Source organism: Pseudomonas sp. GM80, from assembly GCF_000282515.1.
Taxonomy (GTDB): Bacteria; Pseudomonadota; Gammaproteobacteria; order Pseudomonadales; family Pseudomonadaceae; genus Aquipseudomonas.
In genome coordinates, this window is record NZ_AKJD01000060.1 from 43,024 (window position 1) to 60,746 (window position 17,723).

The following is a 17,723-nucleotide window of genomic DNA, read 5'->3' on the forward strand; positions in this document are numbered from 1 at the left end:
TGCTGTCGCGCGAGTGAAGAGCTATGGTCAACCTATCTAAAATATAACCTTGATGGAATATTCCATAACGTTCATATTCGATACCCATGAATTGGGATCGAATACACCGACGAGTTCGGCGACTGGTGGGAAGATCTGACTGAAAACGAGCAGAGCTCGGTGGCTGCGAGCGTGAAACTGCTGGGTCAATTTGGCCCAGGATTACGCTTTCCGCACAGCAGCGCAATCAATGGCGCGCGGCATGGGCATTTAAGGGAACTGCGTGTTCAACATGCCGGAAGACCGTACCGGATACTGTATGCGTTTGATCCCAGGCGCTGCGCCCTGCTATTGATCGGTGGAGATAAAACCGGTCAGGATCGCTGGTATGAAGTCAACGTCCCGATCGCCGATCAACTGTACGATGAGCATCTCGAAACATTGCGCAAAGAGGGTTGTAAAAATGGCTAAGAAATTTGCCGAACTCGAGGCGCGCATGACCCCCGAAGCCCGGGAGCGCGCCCATTCGATCTACGAACAACACATCAAGGAAATGCCGCTGAACGAGCTGCGACAGGCCAAAGCGCTTAGTCAGGCAACGCTTGCCGAAACGTTGCATGTCAATCAGGCAGCGATTTCGAAGATGGAGCGACGTACGGATATGTACATCAGCACACTGCGTAATTACATCCGTGCAATGGGCGGAGAACTCGAAATCATCGCGACGTTTCCCGACGGACAAATCAAAATCGAAAATTTCGCAGGCTGAGGTTCCACTCACTCAGCCGTTGAAATGCTCTATTAGCCAAATTCGTCCTCTAGGGGAAACCTCAAAGCTGCGCCATCCCTCCTGCCGGATACACCGACTCCCATCCCCCACCCAACGCCTTATACAACCCGACCATCGCCAGCGAAACGCCGGTCGAACTCTCCACCCACTGTTCCTGCGTCGCCAGCAACGCGCCTTGCACGGTGAGCACGTTGACGAAATCAACCACGCCTTCGACGTATTGCTGTTGCGCGGTGCGCAGGGCGATCTGGTTCTGGCGTACGGCTTCGGCAAGGCTGTCGCGGCGGCGTTGGCTGGCGTTGTAAGCAGTCAGTTGATCGTCGATTTCGTGCCAGGCACGCAACACGGTTTGCTGGTAGGCGACGGCGGCTTCCTGCTGTTGAGCTTCGCGCAATTGCAACACGCCGCGCAGGCGCCCGCCGTCAAACAGCGGCAGGCTGAATTGCGGGCCGATGCCGAACGCGCGTGAGCCCCACGAGCCAAAGTCGCTGAGTTGCATGGCTTGCGAGCCGAGGTTGCCGGACAGGGTGATGCGCGGATAGAAATCGCCCTTGGCCACGCCGATATTGGCAGTGGCCGCGTGCAGGCGCGCTTCGGCCTGGCGGATGTCCGGACGGCGTTCAGCCAGTTGCGACGGCAAGCCGATAGCGACTTGCAGCGGCGACTGCGGCACGGCGGCGTCGGTGGATAAGTCTTTGGCCAAGGCTTGCGGTGGTTCGCCCATCAACAGGCTGATCGCGTTGATCAACTGTGATTGGCGTTGCTCCAGTGCCGGCAAGCGCGACTCGATGGCGGCGACTTGCGCGGCGGCTTCAGCGACATCGAGGTCAGTTGCCACGCCATCGGCGAGGCGCAGTTGCGAGAGTTTCAGGCTGTGCCGGGCGACGTCGAGGTTCTGCTCAGTGACGGCGCGAGTGTTCTGTACGCCGCGCAACTGGATGTAGTTCTGCGCGGTGTCGGCAAGCACAGCCAGCAGCACTCCGCGCCGGTCGTTTTCGGCAACTTCGAGATTGGCGTCGGCGGCTTCGGTTTCGCGGCGCACGCGGCCCCAGAAATCCAGTTCCCATGACGCGGAGAAACCGGCGTCCCACAGATTGAACGCGGAATCGCCGTTGTGTCCGGACGGATCGCTCAGGCCTTTGCCGCTGTTGCGCTCGCGGCCGTAACTGCCGGTGGCGGCGGTGTTCGGATAGCGGTCGGCGGTGATCACTTGGCGGGCGGCGCGGCTTTGTTGCAGGCGGCTGCTGGCCAGTTGCAGGTCAAGGTTGCTGCGGACGGCGCGCTGGGTGAGCGCGGAGAGTTGTGGGTCATGAAAGACTTCCCACCAACGTTCGTTCAACGGTTCGTTGACGGCTTGGCTGGGCGCGGACTTGGCCGGTTTGGCCCAGTCGGCGATTTGTGTGGTTTCGGGTTTCTGGAAGTCCGGGCCGACGGTGCAGGCGCTGAGGCTTGCTGTCACCAAGGCACTGAAAATCAGTGGCTGCCACTGGCCCCATCGCTGGCAAGCCAGCTCCCACAGGGACTTTGCAGGTTGTGCGAAAACTCTAGTCCCACCGAGAACCCCTGTGGGAGCTGGCTTGCCAGCGATGAGGCCAGTCGAATTACCACAAATCATCGCTGAGTCACCTCACGCACCGACGTCGCCGAGCTGCGCGTATCAATACTCGCCTCCACCGACATCCCCACGCGCAACCGCTCGGCGAGCGCCTGACCCGGTTCCAGCATGATCTTCACCGGAATCCGCTGCACCACCTTGGTGAAGTTACCGGTGGCGTTATCCGGTTTGACTGCTGCGAAGGTCACGCCAGTCGCCGGGGCGATACTCTCGACACGGCCACTCAACGCTTCGCCACCCAGGCTGTCGACGCGTACTTGCACCTCTTGCCCTGGCTGCACGTCGGTCAGTTGCGTCTCCTGGAAATTCGCCACCACATAGGCCTGCTTCAATGGCACCACCGCCAGCAGCTTGCTGCCCGGCGTCACATACGCACCGACGCGCACTGCACGCTCGCCAATCATTCCATCCTGCGGCGCAGTGATGCGCGTGTAGGAGAGTTCAAAACTGGCAATTTCCAGCGCCGCTTGCGCATGTTTCAAGCTGCCTTCAGCCGCGTCACGCTGAGCGGTGAGGATGTCGACCTGCTTGCGCTCAGCCGCCAGTTTTGCCGTGGCGGTGTCGAGATGAGCCGTGGCCTGATCGATGCGAGTACGTGCCTGTTGCGCGTTTTGCACCGTGCCGGCACCAACGCCGGCCAAATGGTTGTAGCGATTCAACTCCTGCTGGGCGAAGGCCATTTCAGCCTTGGCCGACACCACCGAAGCTTGCGCCTGGGCGATCACCGACGTCTGGCGTTCCAGCGTCGCTTTGGCGTTCTGCAACTGCGCCCGCGCGACCAGTGTCTGCGCATCCGCCGCCTCGGCTGAAGCACGCAAGTCGCGATCATCGATCAGCGCCAGCAACTGGCCCGCCTTCACTTGCTGGTTGTCCTCCACCAAGACTTCCTTGATGAACCCGGCCACGCGCGGCACGACGAGCGTGTAGTCGGCGGAGACAAAGGCATCGTTGGTGTTTTGCTGAGTACGTTTGCCAAACACGCCGGGCAGCGCCAGGTACACCAGCACGCCGACCGCCAGTGCGGCGGCGATGGCCACCGCGAGTTTTTGCTTTGCTTGAGTCGTCATAAAAACCTTCTGTTTCAGTGAAGCAATCAGGTCGGCGCGCGTGGCGGAAAGATCCGCGTCGGCAGCCAGAAAATCAGCAGGATCAGCGCCACTGCGACGCCAGCCATGCACACATAGAGATCGGAAGAAGTCAGCACCACAGCCTGTTCGTGCAGGCGATGGGCGAGGCCCGGATCGCTGTGATCGGCCAGCGGCGAATTACCGAGGTTGTCGACCAACATGGTCGAGTGGAAATGCAGACGCGCGGTGGTCAGCGCTTCGATCACCCCGGTAGCGACCACGGCCGCCAAGCCTTTTACCGTGTTGAACCACGCCGAGGCGAACGGCCCGTCCTGCGGCTGGATGCTGCCGGTGGACAACATCAACAGCGGCAACACCGACATCGGTTGACCGAAGATCTGCAGCCATTGCAGGACGTAGAAATTGTCGCGAATCCATTCAGAAGTCAGCAGCGATCCGCCCAGGCAGGACAACGTCAACATGCTCAAACCGATGCCAAGCACCCAGCGGCAGTCGACCCAGCGCAGGTTGCACAACGCTGCCACCATCGGCAGCGCAATCAGTTGCGGCAATGCAGCGATCAGCATGATCGGGGCAGTCTGCGCCGGCCGATAACCCTGCACCTGCGCCAGATAACTCGACGGAATCAACACCACCGCCTGCAGAACTATCAGCACCCCGGCCAGGGTCATCAAGGCGAACGACAGGTTGCGGATACCGAGCATCTGCAACTTGAAAAACGGAATCGGCTGCGACCATTCATTGATCAGGAACGCCACCAACAGCAGCGAGCCGGCACCGAGCAATCCACAGATCAGGCTCGACTCGAACCAGTCCAGTCGATTGCCCTGCAACAGACCGATTACCAGCATGCAGATCGCCGGAAAACCCAGCAGCAGGCCTTTCCAGTTGAACGACTTGAGGCGCTCCAGGCGCAGCGGATCCTGCGGCAAGCCATACGCGACGGCGGCCATGGCAATCAGGCACGGCACGATGATTTGCCAGAACGTCCACTGCCAGCCGACGTATTCAGTCCACAAACCGGCCAGCGGCGTACCGAGGCCCGGGCCGAATGTCGCCGTCAATGCATAGCCGGCCAAGCCATACAGTTTGATGTTCGCTGGCAAAAAGCGCAGGGCGACGGTCATCAGCATCGGCGGCAACGCACCGCCGGCCAGGCCTTGCAGGATGCGCATCAGCAGCAGGCTTTCGTAGTTCGGTGCGAACGGGCACAGCACGCCGAGCAAGGTGAACAGGCCGATCGCGCAGAGGGTGAAGCGGCGCAACGAGAAGGTCACCGAGCACCACGGCGCGAAGGCCATGGCCGCGACTGAGGTGGCGGTGTAGCTGGCGACTAGCCAGGTGCCTTCGTCGTAGCCGATGTGCAACGCACCGCGAATGTCGGCCAGGGCAACCTTGGTCACCATCTCGTTGAGGCCCGACACCAATACCGCCAGCAGCACGCCGACCAGGCCGATGATGATCCGCGCCCCGAACACCGGTGGCGTCGCCGCCTTCGCCGGGCTGGCCGCAGCGATGGACGCTGCCGCCGTCAGGGATGTCATGAATACACACTCCGGAGGGAAAAATACCGGAGCATCTTAGTCGGGCTTGGCAATGACGAAAATTGACTTATTGGCAGCTTATAAGTGCGCCAGACGCAATCATTAAAAGCGAAAGATCGCAGCCTGCGGCAGCTCCTACAGGAATATGCATTCCAATGTAGGAGCTGCCGCAGGCTGCGATCTTTTGATCTTCAGGGTTGTGCCGCCAGCCACGTCTCGTCGCAGCAGGCCTTGAGTGTCTCTCGCAACCAGCGGTGCGCCGGATCTTTATCAAAGCGCGGATGCCAGGCCTGAGTCAGCATCAACGTCGGCAACGGGATTGGCAGGTCGAACGAACGCAGCTTCAATCCGAGCCGGCGTACGCTGAGCAGCGCCTCTTTAGGTACGGGCAAGATCAGATCGGAATCAGGCAAAGCAAACATCGCCGCATGGAAACTCGGCGCGATGACCGCCACCCGCCGCTCCAGGCCCAACGCGTTCAGCGCGGTATCAATCGGGCCACGGGCGATACCGCGTCGCGACATGCTGATGTGCGAAAACCCGGCGTAGCGTTCGGCGGTAATTTCGCCATCGAGCAACGGATGATCTTCACGCACCAAGCCAACGAAATGAGTGGAAAACAGGTTCTGCACTTTCACTTCCGGGGAAACCGGGCGAGTGTTGCTGACGCTCAGGTCGATGCGCCCTTCACGCAGCGCTTCATCATCGCCATCACCCTCCGGGACGAAACGCAGCTCGCAATGCGGCGCCAGTTGATCCAGCGTGTCGAACAGCTTGCCGCCATATACGCCAATGAAAAAGTCATTGGCGCGAATGCTGAAACGCCGGCGCAACGTGCCCAACTCCACCGCATCGGCCGAGCGAAACAGCAACGCAGCCTGCTCGACCACGTCGCGCACCTGTTCGCGCAACTCCAGCGCCTTGGGGGTTGGCACCAGGCCGCGGCCGGCGCGCACCAGAATCGGGTCGCCGATGGCTTCACGGATTCGCGTCAGGGTGCGGCTCATGGCGGCCGGGCTGAGGTTCATCCGCCGCGCGGCGCCGACCACACTGCCCTCGTCGAGCAACGCGTCGAGGGCGACCAGAAGGTTCATGTCCGGGAGTTGCATCTTGAGCACTCATGGCGGATCAGGATTGATCTGGGTGCAATGCTAGCAGATCAAAAGATCGCAGCCTTCGGCAGCTCCTACATGGAATGCGATCCCCTGTAGGAGCTGCCGAAGGCTGCGATCTTTTCAGGTCAGCGCTGCATCCCCCAACGCTTCACGGTCACGCGTTCCAGCGTGTCGAACACCAGATTCTCCACCAGCAACCCGATCAGAATCACCACCGCCAACCCGGCAAACACCTTGTCGGTGTACAGCTCGTTGCGATTCTGGAAGATGTACCAGCCCAGCCCACCCTTGCCACTGGTCGCGCCAAATACCAACTCCGCCGCGATCAACGTGCGCCAGGCGAACGCCCAGCCAATTTTCAACCCGGCCAGAATCGACGGCAGCGCCGCCGGGATCAGGATGAACAACACCAGCCGCAAACCCTTCAAACCGTAATTGCGCCCAGCCATGCGCAGCGTCTCGGAAACCCCGAGAAACCCTGCATAAGTGTTCAACGCCAGCGCCCACAACACCGAATGCACCAACACGAAAATCAGGCTGTTCTGCCCCAGACCAAACCACAGCAGCGCCAAGGGCAACAGGGCAATCGCCGGCAGCGGGTTGAACATCGAGGTCATCGTGCTCAGCAGATCGCGGCCCAACTGCGTCGACACCGCCAAGGTGGTCAAGGCAAACGCCAGCACAATGCCAATCAGATAACCCTTGATCAGCACCACCAACGAGATCCACACCTTGGCCAGCAGTTCACCGCTGAGCACACCATCGAACAGCGCATGGCTGGTCTGCAGGAAACTCGGCAGCATCAGGTCGTTGTTCTGAATCCGCGCGACCACTTCCCACACGACAGCGAGCACAATCAGGATCAGACTTTTACGCAACCAGCCCTGTTGCCACAGCCGCGTGCCGAGCGACAGCTCTCGCTCTATCGGCACTTCGGTCAGCGGCTCTAAAATAATTTCGAACTCTTCACGCACAGATGATGAATGGCTCATCGGGTAGTCCTCCTGGCCGCTCAATAGGCGATGCGAATGTCGTTGAAGTCGTGATCACGCTCGTTTTCCGGCGACTGGCCTTCATCGAACAGCAAACGATGAATGCGCCGCGCCGATTCCTGAAACGCCACGCCACCGAGGCTGTGCAAATCGTATTGATGGCTGTGCACTTCGACGCGCACCCGCCCCGGATGTGGCGACAGCAAAAGGATGCGATTGCCGACCACCAAAGCCTCTTCAATCGAGTGCGTGACGAACAACAAGGTGAAACGCACTTCTTCCCAAAGCAGCAGCAATTCTTCCTGCATCTTGCGGCGGGTCAGCGCATCGAGTGCGGCGAACGGTTCGTCCATCAAGAGGATTTTCGGCTGCATCGCCAACGCCCGGGCAATCGCCACCCGTGCTTTCATGCCGCCGGACAAGGTGTGCGGATAGGCATCGGCGAACGCCGCCAGGCCGACCTTTTCCAGATAGTGCAGCGCACGTTCTTCGGCTTCTTTCTTCTTCAGCGTGCGCGAGGCCAGCAGTGGAAACATCACGTTCTGTTTGACGGTTTTCCACGGCGGCAGTTGATCGAATTCCTGAAACACCACTATCCGGTCCGGCCCCGGCGCATCGACGCGCTGGCCTTGCAGACGGATCTCGCCTTCACACGGCTGAATGAACCCGGCGACCGCTTTGAGCAAGGTAGATTTGCCGCAGCCGGACGGGCCGAGCAGCACGTAGCGATCGGCCGGGTCGATTTCAAAACTGACTTGGTGAGTGGCGCGCACCACACGTTGCGGCGTGCGGTATTCGAGGCTGACGTGATCGACGGCCAGCAGCGCTTCGCTGCGGGCGACCGGGTTGCTGGCCGCGTGGCCTGGCAAGGGAGCGTTCATGATGTGATCAATCTCCGGCGAATCAGAAAGGCGCGTCGCCCTGAATGGTCGTGCGATACAGCTTGCGGCGCAGGTGCGCGGGGCAACCGGCGGCAAGGTGAATCAGCGAACGGTTGTCCCAGAACACCAGGTCGTGGGGCTGCCACTGGTGGCGGTAGATGTTTTGCGGCAGCACGCTGTGGGCGTACAGCTCGCTCAGCAGTTGCTGGCTCTCGTCATCCGGCAGGCCGACGATGCGCGTGGTGAAACCCTCGCTGACGAACAGCGCCTTGCGGCCGTTTTCCGGGTGCGTGCGCACCACCGGGTGCACCACTTCCGCGACTTGGGCGAGTTGCTCCGGGGTCAGGGTCGGGCGCCAGTTGCCTTCGAATTTGGTCTCGCTGTAACGCGCCGTGTAGGAGTGCGCGGCGCTGCGGCCTTCGACCGCTTTGCGCAACGCTTCGGGCAAGTTGTCCCAGGCTTTGTGCATGTCGGCGAACAGCGTGTCGCCGCCCTCCTCTGGCAACTCCTGTGCGTGAAGCATCGAGCCGAGGCTTGGCAGCGCTTTATAGGAGAGGTCGGAGTGCCAGAATTTGCCGGCATCGCCGAGGCCGATGTTCTGGCCGTTTTCGATGATGTTGGAAACGATGAGGATTTCCGGGTGGTCGGCCAGCAGGAACTGCTTGAGCACATGGATCTGCAACACACCGAAGCGGCGGCTGAAGTCGATCTGCTGTTGCGGGGTGATTTGCTGGTCGCGGAACACCACGACGTGGTGATCAAGGTGCGCGCGATGGATGCGCGCAAAGTCCTGATCATTGATCGGCCGGGTGAGGTCAAGGCCAATGATCTCGGCGCCAACGGCACCGCTGAAGGGACGAATCTCGAAGGTTTGCGGCGCGGCGGTCGCGACACCAGGGGAAGCAGTAGCTGCGGACATCTTTCCATCTCCCACGCACGGCGCGCTCACGGGCGCGCTCGTCGATCAGACACTCACGCTGGATTGCGTGTTGGTTCAGGTCGTGCGGCGCGCCGATTGGTCGGCAGGTACGCAGGGGGATGACTTTATAGCTATAAGAATTGGAAATTAAATACCGTTAATGAATAACGATATGGCGGAATGGACTGGATGGTGAGTGACGGTTTTTGTCACTTATTCACACTTTGCGGACATCCCTGTAGGAGCTGCGGCACGCTGCGATCTTTTGATTCTGCTGTTAAAAAACAGGATCAAAAGATCGCAGCCTCGTTCCACTCGACAGCTCCTACAGGATTATTGGGGGATCAGCGTTCGTGTAACGCCTCAGCCCGCGCGCGGATGATCGGTTTGAGCAGGTAGCTCAACACCGACTTCTTACCGGTGATGATGTCCACCGACGCGACCATCCCCGGGATGATCAGCAATGGCTTCTCGTCCGTGCCGAGGTGGCTGCGTTCAGTGCGCACCTTGATGATGTAGTAAGTGGTTTTCTTGTCTTCATCGGTGATGGTATCGGCACCGATCTGCTCCAACTGCGCCTTCAGCCCGCCGTAAATGGTGTAGTCGTACGCGGTGAACTTGACGATCGCTTCCTGCCCCGGATGCAGGAAGGCGATGTCCTGCGGACGGATCTTCGCTTCGACGAGCAAGGTGTCATCCAGCGGGACGATTTCGACCATGTCGCTGCCCGGCTGGATCACGCCGCCGATGGTGTTGACCAGCAACTTGTTGACGATGCCGCGCACCGGTGAGGTAACCAGCGTGCGGCTGACGCGGTCTTCCAGCGCCTTGCCGGTCGCGCTGGCCTTGTTCAGGTCGGTGCGCGCTTCGTTGAGTTGGGTCAGCGCTTCGCTGCGGAATTTGCCGCGCGTTTCGTCGATCTTGCGCTGCACTTCCTTGATCGCCGATTCGGCACGCGGTATCGCCAGCGTCGTTGCATCGAGCTGACCACGGGTTTCCACCTCGGCACGCTTGAGACGCAAGACTTCCACCGGGGACACCGCACCCTGCGCCACCAGCGGCTCGGACATGTTGATTTCCTGACGCTGCAAGCCGAGTTGCTGACGATACTGCGCTTGCTTGGAAGCGAATTCGCGCAGTTCTTGCTGACGCTGAATCAACTGCTCCTGCAAGCCACCGATCTCGTCGTGCAACTGCTGACGGCGGCTGATGTACAACGATTCTTCGCTCTTGGCCTGACCCGGCACGGCTTTCAGCACGTCTTCGGGGAAATTCAGCGGACGATCATCGACTTCGGCGCTCAGACGCTCAACGCGCAGCAGCATCGACAGACGATCGGCCTCGGTTTCGCCGACGTTAGAAGCAAATCGCGTGTCGTCGAGACGAATCAGCGGTGCGCCGGCTTCGACGATCTGGCCTTCCTTGACGAACAGTTCAGAGACGATCCCGCCCTCAAGGTTCTGGATTTTCTGAATCTTCGACGATGGAATCGCCTTGCCGTCGCCCTTGGTCACTTCGTCGATCACGGCGAAGTTGGCCCAGAGCATGAGGAAGACGAAGAAGCCGATGATCGCCCAGATGGTCAGGCGCACGACGCGCGGGGCGTCCTCGATCAGCGCCTTGTTGACCTCCGGCAGTGGCTGGCCCTGCAGCGAAGCAGTGCCCTTGAAGTAGCGACGGATCGAATCCTTGAAACCCGACTTAAGCAACACTGATCTGCCCCTTCTTCAACGCTTCCATCACGGCGGCTTTCGGGCCATCGGCGAGAATCTGTCCACGATCGATCACCAGCAGACGATCGACCAGCGACAACAGTGAAGCCCGGTGCGTGACCAGCACCACGGTCTTGTTTTCGATCACGGCGGCGAGGCGTTGCTTGAGGCGTTCTTCACCGGTGTTGTCCATCGCGCTGGTGGGTTCATCCATCAACAGGATCGGCGGATTGAGCAATAGCGCTCGGGCCAGCGCGACGTTTTGTCGTTGGCCACCGGACAGATTCTGCCCGCGCTCACCGACTTGCAGCTCATAGCCTTGCGGGTGCAGACGGGCGAATTCGTGGACGCCAGCCAGTTCGGCGGCTTGCAACACTAACTCGTCTTCTACATAGCGTGCGCCGGACACCAGGTTGTCACGCAAGGTGCCCGCCAGCAGTTGGATGTCTTGCGGCACGTAGCCAATGTTGTAGCGCAGTTCGCTGACGTCGATCTGGCGGATGTCCACACCGTCGACCAGCAAGGCGCCATCGTCCGGCTGATACAGGCCCACTAGCAGTTTGGCCAGCGAGCTTTTGCCCGAGCCGCTGCGGCCGATGATGCCGATTTTTTCGCCGGGACGGATCACCAGGTTGATGTTCTTCAGCGCCGGGTTCTGTTGTTCCGGGTAGGTGAAGTTGAGCTGGCGGCATTCGATGGCACCCTGCAACACCTTGCGGCTCAGCGGACGCTCTTCGAAATTGCGCTCTTGCGGCAGCTCCATCATTTGATCGACCGAAGTCATGGTCACCCGCGCCTGTTGATAGCGCGTGAGCAGACCGGACAGCGAGGCCAACGGGCTCAGCGCGCGACCGCTGAGCATGTAGCAGGCAATCAGACCGCCCATGCTCAAGTGACCATCAATGATCTGGTACACGCCGAAGACGATCATGATCACCCCGGCCAGTTGCTGAATCAGCAAGGTGATGTTCATCGCCAGGCCGGAGAGCATTTTCACCCGCAGTTCGAGGCGGCTGAGGGTGCCGATGGTCTGCTCCCACTGGTACTGACGCTCGCTCTCGGCGTTGTTGACCTTGACCGCATCGAGGCCGGCGAGGGTTTCGATCAGGCTCGATTGACGCTCGGCGCCGAGGGCCATGGTGCGTTCCATGGTTGCCACCAGCGGTTTCTGCAACGCGTAGCCGATGGCCAGGGCAATCGGGAACGCCAACACCGGAATCCACACCAGATGTCCGCCGAGAATGGCGATGACAATAAAGATGAGGATAGTGAACGGCAGATCGATCAGGCTGGTCAGGGTCAGCGAGGCGAGGAAGTCACGCAGGCTCTGAAACTCATGAATGTTCTGCGCAAAGCTGCCGACCCGCGCCGGGCGGTATTTCATCGCCATGCCGACGATGCGTTCGAACAATGTGGCGGAGATGATCAGGTCGGTTTTCTTCCCGGCCAGGTCCAGGCAGAGGCTGCGCAGGCTCTTGAGGATCAGGTCGAAAATGTAAGCGCCAGTGATCCCGAGGGCCAGCACCCACAACGTCGCTTCGGCCTGGTTCGGCACCACACGGTCGTAGACGTTCATCACGAACAGCGGCGCGGCCATCGCAATGATGTTGATCAGGAAACTCGCGGCAATCGCATCGGCGTACAGCCAGCGCGAACGCTTGAGGGTGTCGCGGAACCACGAGCGCGCGCGCGGAATCAGCGTGCCGTGGTTGACGTCGAATTTGTGTTGCGGCTGGGCGAAGAAGACTTTGCCGGTGTAGTCGTCGACGAGCAGTTCGCGGCTGACGATGGACTCGCCGCCGTCGGTTTCACTGAGCAACACCCACGCTTCATTGTCACCCTGCCAGCCGAGCAGGACGGCGCTGCGGCCATCCTTGAGCAGCAGCAACGCGGGCATGGCGATCGCCGGAATTTCTTCCAGTTTGCGCTGCAGCACTCGACCTTGCAGGCCGGCGCGAGCCGCCGCGCGGGGCAGCAACTCGACACTCAAGCGTTGTTTGGGCAGCGGCAGGCCGGTGGTCAGCATCGCCGCGCTGGCAGGCTTCTGGTGCAGCATGCAAAGGGCAAGCAGACCGTCCAGTAACGGATCGTCGTGCAACGCGCGTGGATCATGACTGAGATGAACTCGACTGACTTCTGATTCCACGCTCGACACTCTTAACAGTTGAAAAGGGACAACTCAATTCATCCCAGGCAGCTGGACCTTGGGCTTCACGTCGTTCTGCACAACGGATGCCAACGGTGCGACCACTCCCTGGCTTCTGAGCAATTCGCCCATGGTCGCCTTGATTCGGTACTGAGTAAATAACTGAATGTTTTTGATGTCAGCCAGACGCCGCGACGCGGTGAACAACTCGTTTTCGCTGTCGAGCAAATCGAGCAGGGTGCGTTCGCCGAGGCTGAACTGACGCTGGTAAGCGGTGCGCACGGCGGTGCTGTGATCAACGTATTGCTGCGCGATCGGCACCTGCGCGTTCGCATTGTTCAAGGCGTTCCAGGCCAGGCCCAGCTCTTCGTTCAACTGGCGCAGGGCGTTGTTGCGGATGTCCAGCGCCTGGTTCGACAGGTACGACTTGGACTCCAGATCGGCCTTGTTGCTGCCGCCCGAATAGAGGTTGAAGCGCATGCGCAACATGGCTTGCCACTCGTTGTTGTGACCGTTCTGGCCATCGAGGTCGTTATCGGCGGTGCGGCCCAGTTCGGCGTCGAAACGTGGGTAGAAGGTCGACTTGGCGGTTTCGTACTGCTTCTCGGCAGCGGCGATGTCGGACTCGGCCGAACGCAGGATCGGGCTGTTTTCCAGCATCTGCGTGCGAGCTTCATTGAGGTTGGCCGGCATCATCGCCATGAACGGCGCCGGACGCTCCAGTTGATCGGGCATCTGGCCGACGGCGCTGAGGAAGTTGGTTTCCGAGTCGGCCAGATTGGTCTGCTCGGTGATCAGGTTGTTGCGGGCCTGAGCCATCCGCGCTTCAGCCTGATCGAGGTCGGCGCCGCTGCCGACGCCGCGCTGGGTGCGCAACTGGATCTGGTCGTAGATGCGCTGGTGGCTCTTGAGGTTTTCTTCGGCCAGACGCACGAATTCGCGACGGGTCAGCACGTCCAGATACACCTGAGCAACGGTCAGCGCGGTGCGCTCGGAAGTGCCGAGCAAGGAATAAGCGCGGGAGTTGACGGTGGCTTGTTGACGCCCTACTTCGCTGGACGTGGCAAAACCGTCAAAAACCATTTGCGAGAGACGTAAACTTGACTCGCTGCGGTTCAGGGTTTCCCAGTGGTTGCTGTTACCGGCGGCACGGGTGGTGACGCTGTCGGTGCCTTCACGGCCATAACCGCCGAGCAGATCGACCTTGGGCAGGTATCCCCCTTTCGCTGCCTTTAATTGATAATCCGCGGCCAAACGACTGTTGACCCCTGCCTGGATTTCCGGATGGACATCCAATGCCTGTTGCATGGCTTCTGGTAAGGATTGTGCTTGTACAAAAGAGGCGGCGAGAGCGAAAGGTACAGCCAGAAACAGGGGCGAACGCATGATAGGAATTTCCCAGAACTACTTGTCTTGAATCACAGCAAAACGTGGCGCTGCGTCGGATGATGGCAACCAGATTGACCGTATGTCGGAAAGTTCAAAACAGGAACTGGATCACACGCTGAAGGACAGGTCGCCGCGGAAATATCAATGTGACATTAGTGGGGCGATTGTTTAGGATGGCACCCATAAGGTCAATAGTTTGGCATAAAGTTAATAGCGAAAGAATATAGCCAAATTATTGACGAGTAGACGCGTCAAACTTGTTTCGCAAATTTTTAAAGTACGTCCAGACTGAATCGGCGCCCATGCCATCAGGTCCATGGAAGTCAACTGAACGTGACACCCGGAGAGTCTTCAATGAGCAGTGTTGTTGCCATCGTCAAAAGCATTGTTGGTCAGGTATTCGTGGTGTCCCCAGAGGGCGTACGTCGCGTACTCGTTGAAGGCGATCGCCTGTTTGTCGGCGACCAGATCGACACCGGCCTCTCCGGCGCCGTGTCGCTTGAATTGGCGGATGGCCGCACCCTCGACCTGGGCCGCGAAACCCAGTGGAGCGCCAGCGCGCCCGACTCCAGCACCGACTTGGCTGAAGCCACCGCGCAGGCTGCGCCGTCGGTAGCAGAACTGCAGCAAGCCATCGCCGCCGGTGTCGACCCGACCACCGCCCTTGAAGCCACCGCTGCCGGCCCGAGCGCGGCAGGCACTGGCGGTGCCGCCGGGGGTGGCCACAGCTTCGTGATGCTCGACGCCACCGCTGGCCGCGTCGACCCGACCATTGGCTTCCCGACCGCAGGCATTAACTCTGCAGGTCAGGCCGCGCAAAACATCACCGGCGGGCAGACCACCGATACCACCACCAACGCCCTGCGTGAGTCGACCCTGAGCCTCAGCGCCACGCCGACCATCACCGAAGCCGGCGGCGTGCTGGTGTATACCGCGACCCTGACCCAGGCACCGCTGACCGACCTGACCATCACCCTGTCCAACGGCGCGGTGATCGTAATTCCGGCCGGCTCCACCACCGGCACCGTCAATGTGCCGCTGGCGCCGAACGACACGGTTTACAACGACCCGACCCAAATCGACGTGACCGTCACCGGCACCACGGGCGGCAACGGCATCACCGTGACGCCGCCGACCACTCCGGCGACGACGCAGGTCACCGACACCATCGACACCACCACCGTCACCCTGACGGCGGGCCCGAGTGTCACCGAAGGCGGGCAGATCACTTACACCGCGACCCTGACCAATCCGGCCCAGACTCCGGTGACCGTCACCCTGTCGAACGGCTCGACCATCACCATCGGCGCAGGCCAGACCACCGGCACTGTCAACGTGCCGACGCCGGCCAACGACGTCTATAACAACGGCAGTACCGTCACCACCACCATCACCGGTGCCACTGGCGGCAACTTCGAGAACCTGGTGCCGAACCCGACGCCAGCGGTGACCACCATCACCGACTCGATCGACACCACCAACCTGACCCTGACCGCCACCGGCACAGTGGTCGAGGGTGGCCAGATCACTTACACCGCAACGCTGACCAACCCGGCACAGACACCGGTGACCGTCACCCTGTCGAACGGTTCGATCATCACCATCGGCGCGGGTCAGACCAGCGGCAGCGTCAACGTGCCGACCGCAGCGAACGACGTCTACAACAATAGCGGCACCGTCAGCACCACGATTACCGGTGCAACCGGCGGCAACTTCGAGAACCTGGTACCGAACACGACGCCAGCGACCACCAACGTTACCGATTCGATCGACACCACCAGCGTGAGCCTGACCGCTACCGGTACTGTCGTCGAAGGTGGCCAGATCACTTACACCGCGACCCTGACCAACCCGGCGCAAACGCCGGTGACGATCACCCTGTCGAACGGTTCGACCATTACCATTGAGGCCGGCAAAACCACCGGCAGCGTCAACGTGCCGACTGCGGCCAATGACGTCTACAACAATGGCAGCACCGTCAGCACCACGATTACCGGTACCAGCGGCGGCAACTTCGAAAACCTGGTGCCGAACACCACGCCAGCGACCACGACCATTACCGACTCGATCGACGATACCAACCTGTCGCTGACAGCGACCGGAACTGTGGCCGAAGGTGGTTCGATCGTTTACACGGCAACCCTGACCAATCCTGCCGGCACACCGGTAACCTTGACTCTGAGCAACGGCTCGGTGATCACCATCGATGCGGGCAAGACCACCGGCACTGTGACCGTCCCTGCACCGGCCGATGACGTTTATAAAGACGCCGGCAAAGTCGAAGTGACCATTAAGGATGCAACGGGCGGCAACTTCGAGAATCTGGTGCCGAGCACCGTTCCAGCCGTGACCGAAGTCACCGATACCATCGACACCTCGACCGTTAAATTGACTGCCGATACCTCCGTCGCTGAAGGCGGCACGGTCACCTACACCGCCACCGTTGGCGCGCCAGTCACCGGTTCGCCGGTCACCGTGACTCTGGCCAACGGCCAGAGCATCACCATCGAAGTCGGCAAAACCACAGGCACCGTGACCACCACCGCGCCGAATGACGCGTTGACCGGCAATGCGCCGCTGACCAACTCGATCACCGGTGTTACGGGTGGTAATTACGAAGATCTGGTGGCCGACAAGACGCCGGTTTCAACCACTGTTACCGATGTTGCTGACACCACCAACCTGTCGCTGAGCGCCACCGGTTCTGTGGCTGAAGGCGGCCAGATCACTTACACCGCGACCCTGACCAACGCAGCAGGTTCGCCTGTCACCGTGACACTCTCGAATGGTTCTGTCATCACCATCGAAGCGGGTAAAACCACCGGCACCGTGACCGTCGCAGCGCCAGCCGATGACGTCTATAAAGACGCCGGCAAAGTTGAAGTCACCATCAAGGATGCAACTGGCGGCAATTTCGAAAACCTGGTGCCGAGCACCGTTCCGGCAGTGACCGACGTCACCGATACCGTCGACACCACCACCGTCAAACTGACCGCCACCGAGTCGGCTGCTGAAGGTGGCACCGTCACCTACACCGCCACTGTCGGCGCTCCGGTCACCGGTTCGCCAGTCGTGGTCACCCTGGCCAACGGCCAGAACATCACCATCGAAGTCGGCAAAACCACCGGCACCGTGACCACCACCGCACCGAACGATGCGCTGAATGGTCATGCACCGCTGACCAACTCGATCACCAACGTCAGCGGTGGCAACTACGAAGACCTCGTTGCAGACAAAACTCCGGTTTCGACCACGGTCACCGACACCGTCGACACCACCAACCTGACCCTCAGCGCCACCGGCACTGTGGCTGAAGGCGGTTCGATCGTTTACACCGCGACCTTGAGCAACCCGGCCGGCACCCCGGTCACCGTGACCCTGAGCAATGGCTCGGTGATCACCATCGAGGCCGGTAAAACCACAGGCACCGTGACTGTCGCTGCACCTGCCGATGACGTCTACAAAGACGCCGGCAAAGTCGAAGTGACTATCAAGGACGCCACCGGCGGCAACTTCGAGAACCTGGTGCCAAGCACCACGCCAGCGGTGACCG

12 protein-coding genes and 1 pseudogene are annotated in these 17,723 nt (G+C 60.5%); 3 read left to right on the forward strand and 10 right to left on the reverse strand.

What is annotated here, in order from left to right; all coding sequences use genetic code 11:
* Positions 1-86 precede the first annotated feature (86 nt).
* Both PMI37_RS09690 and PMI37_RS09695 read left to right on the forward strand, forming a co-directional pair.
* A pseudogene (locus PMI37_RS09690) lies at positions 87-450 on the forward strand (type II toxin-antitoxin system RelE/ParE family toxin).
* Positions 443-748 (forward strand): XRE family transcriptional regulator, encoded by a 306-nt coding sequence (locus tag PMI37_RS09695; protein WP_008080340.1) that lies wholly within the window; start codon positions 443-445, stop codon positions 746-748. Before PMI37_RS09690 ends, PMI37_RS09695 begins: the two are co-directional and overlap by 8 nt.
* A gap of 61 nt (positions 749-809) precedes the next feature.
* On the opposite strand, the gene PMI37_RS09700 is transcribed toward PMI37_RS09695, so the two are convergent.
* From PMI37_RS09700 to PMI37_RS09745, 10 genes are all read right to left on the reverse strand, one after another.
* The gene (locus PMI37_RS09700) at positions 810-2,384 is read right to left on the reverse strand and encodes an efflux transporter outer membrane subunit (RefSeq protein WP_008080341.1); all 1,575 of its coding nucleotides are present in this window, start codon (positions 2,382-2,384) and stop codon (positions 810-812) included.
* Positions 2,381-3,451 carry an HlyD family secretion protein gene (locus tag PMI37_RS09705; RefSeq protein ID WP_008080342.1) on the reverse strand — a complete coding sequence of 357 codons (1,071 nt, stop codon included), beginning with the start codon at positions 3,449-3,451 and terminating at the stop codon, positions 2,381-2,383. Before PMI37_RS09705 ends, PMI37_RS09700 begins: the two co-directional genes overlap by 4 nt.
* A gap of 26 nt (positions 3,452-3,477) precedes the next feature.
* Positions 3,478-5,016, reverse strand: coding sequence for an MFS transporter (locus tag PMI37_RS09710; RefSeq protein ID WP_008080343.1), 1,539 nt, complete (start codon positions 5,014-5,016; stop codon positions 3,478-3,480).
* 191 nt (positions 5,017-5,207) lie between these two features.
* Complete coding sequence (locus PMI37_RS09715) at positions 5,208-6,125, reverse strand: LysR family transcriptional regulator (RefSeq protein WP_008080355.1); 918 nt, start codon at positions 6,123-6,125, stop codon at positions 5,208-5,210.
* Between the two features lie 131 nt (positions 6,126-6,256).
* A complete protein-coding gene (locus PMI37_RS09720; protein ID WP_008080357.1) occupies positions 6,257-7,123 on the reverse strand; it encodes an ABC transporter permease in 867 nt (288 codons plus the stop codon).
* 20 nt (positions 7,124-7,143) lie between these two features.
* Positions 7,144-8,004, reverse strand: a complete 861-nt coding sequence (locus PMI37_RS09725) for an ABC transporter ATP-binding protein (protein ID WP_008080358.1) — start codon at positions 8,002-8,004, stop codon at positions 7,144-7,146.
* Positions 8,005-8,026: 22 nt separating this feature from the next.
* Positions 8,027-8,923 carry a TauD/TfdA dioxygenase family protein gene (locus tag PMI37_RS09730; RefSeq protein WP_008080359.1) on the reverse strand — a complete coding sequence of 299 codons (897 nt, stop codon included), beginning with the start codon at positions 8,921-8,923 and terminating at the stop codon, positions 8,027-8,029.
* A 344-nt stretch (positions 8,924-9,267) separates the two neighbouring features.
* Entirely contained in the window at positions 9,268-10,635 is a 1,368-nt protein-coding gene (locus tag PMI37_RS09735) for an HlyD family type I secretion periplasmic adaptor subunit (RefSeq protein WP_008080361.1), read from the reverse strand.
* Entirely contained in the window at positions 10,625-12,781 is a 2,157-nt protein-coding gene (locus PMI37_RS09740; protein WP_008080362.1) for a type I secretion system permease/ATPase, read from the reverse strand. Before PMI37_RS09740 ends, PMI37_RS09735 begins: the two co-directional genes overlap by 11 nt.
* Before the next feature lie 33 nt (positions 12,782-12,814).
* Positions 12,815-14,167 carry a TolC family outer membrane protein gene (locus tag PMI37_RS09745; RefSeq protein ID WP_008080363.1) on the reverse strand — a complete coding sequence of 451 codons (1,353 nt, stop codon included), beginning with the start codon at positions 14,165-14,167 and terminating at the stop codon, positions 12,815-12,817.
* 357 nt (positions 14,168-14,524) lie between these two features.
* On the opposite strand from PMI37_RS09745, the gene PMI37_RS09750 reads away from it, so the two are divergent.
* Positions 14,525-17,723, forward strand: a 3,199-nt coding sequence (locus PMI37_RS09750) for a retention module-containing protein (RefSeq protein ID WP_008080364.1), incomplete at its 3' end; no start/stop codon positions are given.

Coding starts and splice junctions, on each gene's coding strand:
- PMI37_RS09695 (WP_008080340.1), top strand. CDS start 443: ATGGCTAAGAAATTTGCCGAACTCGAGGCGCGCATGACCCCCGAAGCC.
- PMI37_RS09700 (WP_008080341.1), bottom strand. CDS start 2,384: ATGATTTGTGGTAATTCGACTGGCCTCATCGCTGGCAAGCCAGCTCCC.
- PMI37_RS09705 (WP_008080342.1), bottom strand. CDS start 3,451: ATGACGACTCAAGCAAAGCAAAAACTCGCGGTGGCCATCGCCGCCGCA.
- PMI37_RS09710 (WP_008080343.1), bottom strand. CDS start 5,016: ATGACATCCCTGACGGCGGCAGCGTCCATCGCTGCGGCCAGCCCGGCG.
- PMI37_RS09715 (WP_008080355.1), bottom strand. CDS start 6,125: ATGCAACTCCCGGACATGAACCTTCTGGTCGCCCTCGACGCGTTGCTC.
- PMI37_RS09720 (WP_008080357.1), bottom strand. CDS start 7,123: ATGAGCCATTCATCATCTGTGCGTGAAGAGTTCGAAATTATTTTAGAG.
- PMI37_RS09725 (WP_008080358.1), bottom strand. CDS start 8,004: ATGAACGCTCCCTTGCCAGGCCACGCGGCCAGCAACCCGGTCGCCCGC.
- PMI37_RS09730 (WP_008080359.1), bottom strand. CDS start 8,923: ATGTCCGCAGCTACTGCTTCCCCTGGTGTCGCGACCGCCGCGCCGCAA.
- PMI37_RS09745 (WP_008080363.1), bottom strand. CDS start 14,167: ATGCGTTCGCCCCTGTTTCTGGCTGTACCTTTCGCTCTCGCCGCCTCT.